This window comes from Nonomuraea sp. NPDC050451, from assembly GCF_044458585.1.
In genome coordinates this window covers 76,729-86,393 of the sequence record NZ_JBITHZ010000015.1, presented here as the reverse complement: position 1 = coordinate 86,393, position 9,665 = coordinate 76,729, and the positions used below count along the sequence as shown (strand labels likewise).

The 9,665-nt window shown below is 70.7% G+C and carries 9 protein-coding genes; 4 read left to right on the top strand and 5 right to left on the bottom strand.

The genetic code is table 11. The annotated features are described in order from the left end of the window. Nucleotides 1-52 precede the first annotated feature (52 nt). The gene (locus ACIBI9_RS36940) at nt 53-1,132 is read left to right on the top strand and encodes a hypothetical protein (protein ID WP_397229159.1); all 1,080 of its coding nucleotides are present in this window, start codon (nt 53-55) and stop codon (nt 1,130-1,132) included. A gap of 277 nt (nt 1,133-1,409) precedes the next feature. Here the strand turns inward: ACIBI9_RS36940 and ACIBI9_RS36935 are convergent, their stop codons facing one another. After that, a complete protein-coding gene (locus ACIBI9_RS36935) occupies nt 1,410-1,616 on the bottom strand; it encodes a hypothetical protein (RefSeq protein WP_397229157.1) in 207 nt (68 codons plus the stop codon). On the opposite strand from ACIBI9_RS36935, the gene ACIBI9_RS36930 reads away from it, so the two are divergent. Both ACIBI9_RS36930 and ACIBI9_RS36925 read left to right on the top strand, forming a co-directional pair. Further along, the gene (locus ACIBI9_RS36930) at nt 1,606-2,466 is read left to right on the top strand and encodes a helix-turn-helix transcriptional regulator (RefSeq protein WP_397229155.1); all 861 of its coding nucleotides are present in this window, start codon (nt 1,606-1,608) and stop codon (nt 2,464-2,466) included. The genes ACIBI9_RS36935 and ACIBI9_RS36930 overlap by 11 nt on opposite strands. Before the next feature lie 89 nt (nt 2,467-2,555). After that, complete coding sequence (locus tag ACIBI9_RS36925; RefSeq protein WP_397229153.1) at nt 2,556-3,890, top strand: hypothetical protein; 1,335 nt, start codon at nt 2,556-2,558, stop codon at nt 3,888-3,890. Nucleotides 3,891-3,931: 41 nt separating this feature from the next. Here ACIBI9_RS36925 and ACIBI9_RS36920 read toward each other — a convergent pair whose 3' ends face one another. Together ACIBI9_RS36920 and ACIBI9_RS36915 are read right to left on the bottom strand one after the other, a co-directional pair. Beyond that, a complete protein-coding gene (locus tag ACIBI9_RS36920; RefSeq protein ID WP_397229151.1) occupies nt 3,932-4,750 on the bottom strand; it encodes an MOSC domain-containing protein in 819 nt (272 codons plus the stop codon). Nucleotides 4,751-4,781: 31 nt separating this feature from the next. Then, nucleotides 4,782-5,009, bottom strand: a complete 228-nt coding sequence (locus ACIBI9_RS36915) for a hypothetical protein (RefSeq protein ID WP_397229149.1) — start codon at nt 5,007-5,009, stop codon at nt 4,782-4,784. A gap of 268 nt (nt 5,010-5,277) precedes the next feature. Between ACIBI9_RS36915 and ACIBI9_RS36910 the strand changes: the two genes are divergently transcribed. Continuing rightward, the gene (locus ACIBI9_RS36910) at nt 5,278-6,891 is read left to right on the top strand and encodes an SMI1/KNR4 family protein (RefSeq protein ID WP_397229147.1); all 1,614 of its coding nucleotides are present in this window, start codon (nt 5,278-5,280) and stop codon (nt 6,889-6,891) included. On the opposite strand, the gene ACIBI9_RS36905 is transcribed toward ACIBI9_RS36910, so the two are convergent. Both ACIBI9_RS36905 and ACIBI9_RS36900 read right to left on the bottom strand, forming a co-directional pair. Then, nucleotides 6,877-7,776, bottom strand: coding sequence for a hypothetical protein (locus tag ACIBI9_RS36905; protein ID WP_397229145.1), 900 nt, complete (start codon nt 7,774-7,776; stop codon nt 6,877-6,879). The genes ACIBI9_RS36910 and ACIBI9_RS36905 overlap by 15 nt on opposite strands. Nucleotides 7,777-8,012: 236 nt before the next feature. Continuing rightward, complete coding sequence (locus ACIBI9_RS36900; RefSeq protein WP_397229143.1) at nt 8,013-9,662, bottom strand: AbfB domain-containing protein; 1,650 nt, start codon at nt 9,660-9,662, stop codon at nt 8,013-8,015. Between the last annotated feature and the right edge of the window lie 3 nt (nt 9,663-9,665).

Genomic DNA, 9,665 nt, shown 5'->3' with positions numbered 1-9,665 from the left:
ACCATGGGCAACCATGGGTGCCGGTTCGGGGGATCACATCGGAGGTTTCGCCATGTTCGGCAAAAAGAAAGGCGGCAGTTCGGCCGCCCAGACCCGCCAGCCGGTCCGCATCGGTACCCACCGGATCCAGGGCACCGGATCGACCCGCACCCCCACGCCGGACACCGGCACCCCGCCACCCACCACGAACACCACGAACACCGCCAACCAGCCGACTCAGACCACGCAGGTCGGCGTCTCCCCGACTTTCAGAGCGACCCCGATGCTCAGACGGGCGGTAAAACTTTCGGAACCGCCCTTCGCCGACAAACTCAAAGCCGACAAGGCGTTCATCACCGCCCAGTACTCGCATTTCTACGACAACACCGGAGCCCGTAAACACGATTACCAGGACGCGCTGGCCGAGAATTACTTTGAAATGAGCTACTTCGACAGCCCGTACATGATGAATCCGTCCAGGCGCTCGATGCTGGATCCCTACATCGACCTGGCCAGGCAGGGAGTCATCGATCTCGAACCGCAGGACTCCGAATGGCCCCAGGCGCTCGCCGGCGGCGACTACTTCCACTTCACCAACAACCGCAAGGACCCGTCCCTGCGGGACGGCGTGCGGCGGCGCATCGTCGTCAACGTCCGGTCACAGGAACAAGCCCTCCAGATCGCCGACGCCCTGCTCGCCCAATTCGACGACCCCACCGTCAGCCCGTTCGTCGCCAAATTCAAGGTACTCATGAGCTTCAAGCGGATGGAGCCGGTCACCAAGGGTGACAAGATCGTCGTCTACTACACCACCGACGCCACCGACCCGGCCACCGACAGAGTGGGAGAGCGGATCGTCGACGCGATCACCGGCGCCATCCCGGTGGACCGGACGGACCCCAGGCTGGCCCCCTTCTACTCGGTGATCACCCATGGCATCGCCTGGGCCGACGAGGCGGGCGGCGCCAGCTTCACCACGAGGCGGGACGACCTGATGCAGGAGGTCGTGGATGAGAATCCCCAGCTCATCAGCGAGACCGCGTTCTACAACGCCGTCCTCGCCAAGTTCGCAGAGAAGAACGTGGACCCCGCCAACACCCACCAGTACGTGACCCAGCAGCTCAACGCCCCACCCGGCCCGCGCCCCCGCTAGCACCGTCGAAACGCCCACCCCGGCCGCCCGCCCGTCACCACGGCGGCCCGGGCGGGCTGACCGCGTCCGGCCGGGTGCGGGGGCGGCCGGCGGGCGGCGCTTGCGGTCAGCGGTGAGGTGAACCTCGCCGGTCCGCCCACCCCTGGAGCGTCCGCCCTCCTCGGCGGCAACCTTCTCCAGGGCGGTGATGGCGAACTCCCACTCCTCGTCCGTCAGTCGCGCTCGCGCCACGTAAAGAAGAGCCAGCAGGCCGGGGTGACTCCGGCATGGCCCGGTCTCAGGACCAGGCGATCTCGCCGTGGCGGGAGACGAAGCGTCCGGTGCCGGCGCCGGGCCCCTCGGTGGCGAGGGCGACGATCGCGTCCGTGCCCTCGGCAACGGTTTGGGGGCCGCTGTGACCGTTGAGGTCGGTCGCGGTGTAGCCGGGATCAGCGGCGTTGACGCGGATGCCCTTGAGCCCCTTGGCGTATTGCGTGGTCAACATCGTCAGCGCCGCCTTCGAGGAGGTGTACAGCGGCGCGATGACGTGCGACTCGGGCCGGCCGGGGTCGTGGGGGCGCCGGGCGACCGGGCTGCGGCGCGAAGAACTGGCCGACCTGGCCGGCGTATCGGTCGACTACATCGTGCGCCTGGAGCAGGGGCGGGCCACGACACCCTCGGCGTCGGTGGTGGCGTCGCTGGCGCGCGCCCTGCAGCTGTCCACCGCCGAGCGGGACCACCTGTACCGGCGGGCCCAGCTCGTACCGCCGGTGGGCGGCGCGATCTCCGACCACCTTCCGCCCGGCGTGCAGCGGGTGCTCGCCCGCCTCGGGGACGTGGCGGTTGCCGTGTTCGCGGCGGACTGGCAACTGGTGTGGTGGAACCGTGGGTGGGCCGCCCTGCTGGGCGATCCCTCCGCCTCGCCGCCGCGGCTGCGCAACTTCGCCCGCGACAGGTTTCCGGTGGACGCCGGCCCCGCGTACCTCGCTCTGTGGCCGGTGGCCGAGGGGGACCGCGACGCCACCGACGCCGCCGTCGTCTCCGACCTGCGCCGCGCCACCGGCCGCTTCCCCCAGGACGGCCGCCTGGCCACGCTGATCCGCGATCTGAACGCGGGCAACAGGAGGTTCGCCGAGCTGTGGGCGACCGGAGAGGTGGCCGCGCACCGCGAGGACCACAAGACGATCTACCATCCGTCGGTGGGCCCGGTCACGGTGGACTGCGACGTCCTGACCGACGGCGACTCCGAGCTCAAGATCGTCATCATGACCGCCGTACCGGGCAGCGAGGACGAGACCAAGCTCCGGCTCACCGCCGTCGCCGGCCATATTGACATTAAGAGGAGCCCTCACTAAGTAGCCGCAGATTCCGGCGTCATCTCGTTGACCACCCCCCAAGTTGATGTTAGTAATGCAGGAAACCTTCATAACGATGGAGGCCGCCTGTGGTCACGCGATTAGCCGCACTGGTCCTGCTCCTCTCCGCATTGCTGGGCGTCCCCCTGCCCGCCGACGCGGCCACCGGCCACGCGTTGACGGCCGCGCAGCTGGCTCAGGTCCGGCCGCTGGCGTTCACCTCGACCATGTCGGCGCGTGACGCGGTGGTCTCCACGCTGCCGGTGACCAAGGTGCGGATGGACACCGTCATCGCCGGCGGCTACACCACCCGCGCGATCTGCCACCCCACCGACCTCCACATCTCCGCCCAGGTCAGCGGATTCTGCTGGAACGCCACCGACGACACGACCGCGAACTGGTTCCCGCAGGGGATCACGGGCAGCGGCGACGGCATGAACGGCTCGGTGCTCTACCCGCCCTGCGACGGCTGCGCCGGCCGGAAGATCGTGGCCGTGAGCTGGCGCAGCGGCGCCTCCCACGAGTACGGTGCCAACCGGCTCGCCAGGGTCACCTTCGTCGACGTCACCGGCGGATTGTCGGGCGCCCCCTACCGCCACGTCGTGCTGGTCGAGCCCGACGGCACCACCGAGGGCTTCCACGAGATCGCCACCCACGCCGACGGCATCTCGTGGTACGGCAACAAGCTCTTCCTCGTCACCGGCGGCGACCCGAACGTGTCCGGCGGCGACCGGCTGGTCCGCGTCTTCGACCTCACCCACTTCTGGCAGATGAACTCCACCACGTCAGGAAATGTCGGCTGCGTCGGCGGTGTCTGTTCGGCGGCGTACTCCGGCTTCGCGCTGCCTCAGATCGGCTACTACCGGCTCAACTCCCCCGCCGTGTGCGCCAGCCTCGACCTGACCAGGCCCTGCCTGAACGGCGTCTCGCTCGACCGGAGCGGCGCCGACCACCTGACCACCGTCGAATACAAGAGGGACGCCTCCGGCGGGAAGATCCTCCGCTGGCCCCTCGACCCGTCCACCGCCCTGCTCAAGACCGGCTCCGACGGGCTCGTACACCCCACCGAGGGCTGGACCAGCCCGGTCTGGGAGCTGCAGGGCGGCGTGTTCACCGGCGACAAGGGCGTCCTCGTCGGGTTGTGCCCCGACGGCGCGCCTGCCGTCACCTACATGCCGGGCGGCACGGCCAACATCTACGGAAATTTCCGGAAATCCTGCCTGCACCGCGTCACGATCTCCGCCGACCGCGACACGCTCGACGTCCACTACATGACAACCGCTCCGGGCAACGCGCAGAACGTCGCCTACTGGCCGGCCAGCGGAGAATTATGGCTGGTCAACGAGTTCCGCGGCGATTACGACGCCATCTACGACAGCGACCGCCTGGTGCTGGCCGTGAACTGCCCGAACCTCGACTGCTGAGACCGGGCGCGTCCACTGGTCGCGGCGCGCGATCGATCCGATCAGCGGGCGCTGACCGGATCGCCCACCCGGATCGTGCCCGGTTCGCGGGGGACGAGGCGGATGCCGAACCACGTCTTGCCGTCCCACTTGCGGTGCCGGGCCAGCGTCCGCAGCGGCTCCTTGCCCTTCACCTGGGTCTCCGGATCGATCGTCGTCACCGCGCAACGGTCGCAGATCTCCGAGACCCGGAAGGGAACGGCGCCGATCCGCACCTCGCGCCAGCCGTCCTCCGCGAAGGCCTCCGCGCCCTCGACGATCGCGCTGGGACGGAACCGTACCCGCGACAACCGCCCGGGCGGATCCTCGCCGCACCTGGCCGCCTCCTCGGCCAGCCACCCGTCCAGGGCGAGCGCGGACGACTCCGAGATGAGCAGGAGCGGCGCGTCCCACGCGAAGCTCACCACCTCACCCGGCAACCCGCCGTGCGCCGGGTCGATCGACCGCCGCCCGGGGTCGTCCAGCCACACCAGCCTGGCCGGGCGCCCCAGCAGCTCGCTGAACCAGGCGTGCGCCGCGTCGTCGGCGAGCACCGCCTTGTCCAGACCTGTGAAGCCGACCGGCGTGGCCGCACCGGCGGCGGGCGGCACGGCCAGGGGTTCCATCCCGCGTGCCGCGAGCCGCAGACCACCCTCGGCGGTGGGGTGCGCGGCGACGGAAGCCAGGCGCGGGAACTCGCCCAGCCACAGGTTGTCGCCGCGCTCGTCGACCACCGCCCACCGCCGGTCCCCGTCCAGACCCCAGGGGTGTACGACCGCCTCGGACAGCGCATAACCCTGACCCGATTTCAGCGGATAAATCAGGATTTGATCAAGGATCACCACCCAAGCTTATCCGGTTCAGTAATCGCCGTCAGGAGGCAAATGCAACCTCCATGCCCGCCGCTTCCACGCCGTTCAGGGCTGACGTCCAGCGGGGCCGCTCATGGGCGCCCCCGCACAGCGCGCGGCCCGCTCCCTCCGCCTCGAAGATCCCCGGCAGCAGCGGGTCACCGTCCACCACCCGGGCGGACAGCCGGCCGGCCACGAGCGGGTCGTGCGCGGCCGCCACGCCGCCGCAGGCCCGCAGCAGCGCCGGCACGGGCGGGACGAGGACGTCATCGGGCGTGCGGATGCGCCTGGCGCCGTCCCACCACGTCGGCCCGCCACCCGACGGGACGGGAGACGACGACGCGGACGAGGCCGGCCAGGTCCGCGGTCCTGCCCTAGGTGACGAGGTCGCGCAACTCCTGCCAAACGGGTAACGGGGGTCACTTGTGTCATGGGCGGGAGATTAGAGATCATCACCGACAAAGCGACCGGGTGCCGATCCGGCCGTTCACAAGATCGAGTCGTGTTGGAAAGGCCACGTGATCGACGACGTACTCCGTTCCATGGCCGAGAAGATCGCGGCCGCGGCGCCCCCGAAGTGGCGCCGGGCCGAATTTCGGGGGTTCGCGACCGGCGGCGGCGGGTCCGGGCACAGCGGCCTGACGTACGAGCCCGGCGCCGGCGACGGTGACGTCGACCTGCACGCCGAGCTGTGCGCCGTCCACACACTGGCCGGGCCGACCGGCGATCATCTGACCGTCGAGCTGGTCGTCGAGGCCAAGGGGCGGTTCGAGGCGGTGGTCAGCGAGTCGCTGGAGCGTGCCCACGACGGCGGCTTCCTGTACGTGCTCGATCGGCACGCGCTCCCGGCCGAGCCGGCGGCGTTCCAGCAGGGCCCGGTGGAGTCCACGCAGGCGGGGGACCCTCGGGAGGCGGTCGCCCTGCTCGGCGCCTATTTACGCGAGCGGGACCGGATCCTGGGGCGGGACACGTACGCGCCGCCGCCCGCCCTGCCCGAGGCGCGCCGGGCCGAGCTCGCGATGGGGCTCCCCGACGACCTGCGTGCCCTGTACGCGCACATCGACGGCGACGGCGGCGAGGGGCTGCTGGACCGGCACCCCTGGTTCGGCCTGGAGCGGCTGGTGAGCCAGAGCCGCCCGGAGAACCGCTGGTGGACTGCGGGACGCGCCTGGCGTGACCACCTGCTCAACCCGTTGATCACCAGCACCGGCCCGCGGCTGGCGGTGCGCCGGGCATCGGACCACCCGGGCTGGATCCCGTTCGCCACCAGCACCGGCGGCGAGTTCCTGGCGGTGGACCTCGCGCCTGGCCCCGGCGGGCGCTCCGGCCAGGTCATCCGCATGGGCGTGCACCACGACGACGGCCCGGTCTACGTCGCCGACTCGGTGACCGCCCTGCTGCGGCGGCACGTCGCCGCGCTGCGGGCGGGCGCGTACCGGGTCGAGGAGGGCGAGCTGTGGATCGACGTCGAGGAGCCGGAGGAGGAGCCCCGCGCGCTGGTCGTCGCCGGCGCCGACGCGGCCTCCATGCGCGGCATGCGCCCGGGGATCGAACGCCTGACGGTGCTCAACGCCCCCTGGGCCGACTTCCGGCCCCTGCGCGGGACGCCGACGTTGTGGCAGATCACCGTGGAGAACGTGCCGGGAGCGGATCTGGGCCCGCTCCGCGACACGCCGGTGGAGCTGCTCGACCTGTCCATGGACGCGATCGACCTGTGGCCGCTGGCGGGCCACGCCACGCTCCGCCTGCTGACGGTGCGGACCACGAGCCCCGTCGACCTGGCGCCGCTCGTGTCGTGCCCGCGCCTGTACGGGCTGGACCTGTCCCAGGCCGCCGTCAACGACCTCGGCGTGCTCGCCGACCTGAAGAACCTGCTCTACCTGCGCCTGCGCCGCGCGCAGTGGGAGGAGCTCTGGGAGCGGGCGGGCCATCCGGCGGGGCTGGCGGCGGCCGAACTGGCCGCCGAGCCGCCCCGGGAGAGGGCCTGGTGGTGGTCGGTCGACAGGTCCTACCACGCCCCGGAGCCGTCGCTGAAGACGGCGGTCAAGTGGGCGGCCGACCTGGCCGGCAGGTCGGCGGACGTGCGGACCTTCGCGGGCCGGTTCGCCCGCAGCGGGTCAGCCTCTCGTTGAGATCAGCTCCAGGGCGCGCTGGTACTGCTCGGTCGACGGCTGCCGGGTCCAGGTCATGCCGGGCAGGCTGTCCGAGAGCATGCGCGCCATGACCATGGACATGACGTCGGACGGCTGCGCGTGCGGCATCTGCGGGCGCATCGACCGGTATCCGGCGAGCACCCGGCCGTAGTCGTACATCAGCGTGTTCGTGAAGCGACTGCGCTCGGCGTCGGCGCTCTCCAGCCCCGCCACGAACTCGGGCTCCGGCTCCTCGATCACGGCCTTGTAGACGTCGAGCCGGTTGCGGATCTCGCCGGGGGCGGCGTGGCTGTGGGCGTCGTCGTACATGTGCGCCACGTGCTGCGGCATCTCCACGAGCACGGTGAGCATGCCGTAGCCGCCGTCCTCGTCGCCGTAGCCGCCGACGCCGCCGTCCACGCCCTGGGCGTGCGTGGCGCTCATCATCGCGCCGGTGAAGTCGTACTTGTCCATGCCGTCGACCTGCTCGGCCATCCAGTCGTCGTCGAGGTGCAGCACGCCGCCGGTCTCGCTCTGCGCGGCGCGGTCGATCAGGTGGCGTACGGCGCCCGCCGGTTCGCCCAGGGCCTGCGGGCCCAGCGCGGCGAACTGCTCGGCGAGCAGGAACAGCGAGATCATCATGGACGGGTCGTAGACGCGCAGCGCGCCGGCCTCGCGGTGCAGGAAGACCGTGCTCTCCTCGTCGTACGCCTCGAGCCCGGCCATGAACGCCCGCTCCTGCTCGTCGTCGAGGATGAGCTCCCAGGCCCACTTGCGTTCGACGTGGAACTTGTAGAAGTCCTCGCCTCTGAGCGGATCTCGGAACTTCCACCACAGAGCCACGCCGGCGACCAGGGCGACGATCACGCCCAATGCGATCCACATAGGGGTCCGTCTCTCTTTCTCTCGGGTTGACTGCCGGAAAAGCCGGATCGTAGCGGTGAAGATCCGTTGATCTCCCGGAAACAACCGGAAAGGAGGGGCATGATCACCTTCAGTAGCCCCTAGAAAACGTTGTCCATACGCCAGGGTGCTGGAGCTGAGGGAGGGCCGGGCGGGCAGCGCCTCGGAGCAGCATGCCGTGGTGCGCCGGTCCGTGACGCCGCCCGCCCGTGACGGGGTCAGGCCCAGGCCGTGACCGCCGTGAAGGAGCTGTCGTCGCGGAACCCGGCCGTGCCGTCGTAGGCGTCCACCCAGAGCTCGAAGCCGCGGTGGCGCAGGAAGCGGCCGGGGTAGTTGCTCGATTCGAGGCGCACCGAGCCGCTCGCGGCGCCGGGTCCGGCGTAGAAGGTGGCGTCGGCCCTGAACAGGGCGGTGCCGTCGTCGGCGCCCAGGCGCGCCCGCCAGCCGGAGTGGCGCAGATACCGGCCGTCGGCGGCGCGCAGGGAGTAGCCGTTCGGCGCGGCGAGCCCCGCCACGATCGTGAAGGTGGCGTCCTGACGGGTCTGGGCGTCGCTGGAGGCGCTCACCTCGTGCAGGTAGCCCAGGTCGTTCTGGTGCCTGACGAAGCGGGCGGGATAGTTGACCGAGCGCAGCGACCGGGTCGTCCCCGTCGGGAGGGTGGCGGCGCCGGGGACCCTGGCGTGCGTGAGCGTCCCGAACCCGAGCTGGTCGAAGCCGCCGCTGTTGGGTCCGTAGTCGCCGCCGCCGCCCTCCGGCCGCACCTTGGCGACGAACGCGGCCGAGTACGGCATGGCCAGGCCGCGCCTGACGGCGTAGTGGTTGTAGACCGTCTCCCAGACGGGCCGCACCTCGCCGCGGCTCGCCGAGGAGATCGCGGTGTGCGTCTGCTGGGCGCAGTTCTGGCCGGTGCCCCAGGTGTAGGCGGTGAACGGGACGTCCTCGCCCAGGTTGTACTTGGCGATGTACTCGCACGCCTTGGCGAACCGGTTGCCGTCGTAGCCGTACAGGTCGATGCCCTGGTTCCAGGCCATCTCGCAGAAGGCGCCCATCTGGCCGACGCCCATCATGGTGTGGCCCTGGTCGCGCCCGCTCTCCTGCCACTGCGCCAGCCCGCCGCTGTGCAGGAACGGGATGGCGTGCCCGATCGAGCCGTTGCCCGCGCCCGTCCTGAAGTACGTGACGGCCCGGTCGATGAGGTCCTGCCGGTCGCAGAGCACGCCGATGGCCAGGATCGAGTTCATGGTGCACAGATCCCAGTTGGCCCAGTAGTTGGTGATGCAGGCGTCGTTGTGGTTGGTCAGGAAGCTCTCGTTGAGCGGGTGGAAGACGTTGAGCATCATCCGCTGGAAGCGGGCCAGGTCGAAGCCGCCGTAACCGCGCATGATCTCGGCGACGTTGGCGAACTGGTAGCCGTAGATCCCCGCGGCGAGGAACCGGTCGGCGTTGCCGGTGACCGTGGTGAGCGTGGCGGACCAGGCGTTGAGGATGTCGCGGGCCTTGTCGCCGTGCGCGGCGCTGCCGCTGACCTTCCAGCGCAGCGCGTTCTGGTAGGCGGCGTGGATGTCGTTGTAGAGGATCCCGTAGTTCTGGCCGTCGCCGCCGCGGATGATCGTCGCCTGCGGATTGGGCGACCAGGTGCTCTGGGAGTGGGAGTTGGCCACGAGCCGGTCCCAGCCCGCCTTCCAGGGCTGGGCTCCGGCGTTGACCATCGAACGCATGCGGTCGAAGTCGGCCTGCGTGTGCAGCAGGCCGGGGTGGCTGGCCGCGGCGGCCGGCTCGGCGCGGCCCAGCAGGGCCGCGCCTGCGCCGGCGGCGAGCACGACCTTGAGGGCGCCGCGACGGGTGACGACGGGGGTGCGTGCGGACATGAC

Bases quoted from the DNA above. Each gene is read 5' to 3' on its own strand.
- ACIBI9_RS36940 (WP_397229159.1), top strand. From the start codon at position 53: ATGTTCGGCAAAAAGAAAGGCGGCAGTTCGGCCGCCCAGACCCGCCAG.
- ACIBI9_RS36935 (WP_397229157.1), bottom strand. From the start codon at position 1,616: ATGTTGACCACGCAATACGCCAAGGGGCTCAAGGGCATCCGCGTCAAC.
- ACIBI9_RS36905 (WP_397229145.1), bottom strand. From the start codon at position 7,776: ATGTGGATCGCATTGGGCGTGATCGTCGCCCTGGTCGCCGGCGTGGCT.
- ACIBI9_RS36900 (WP_397229143.1), bottom strand. From the start codon at position 9,662: ATGTCCGCACGCACCCCCGTCGTCACCCGTCGCGGCGCCCTCAAGGTC.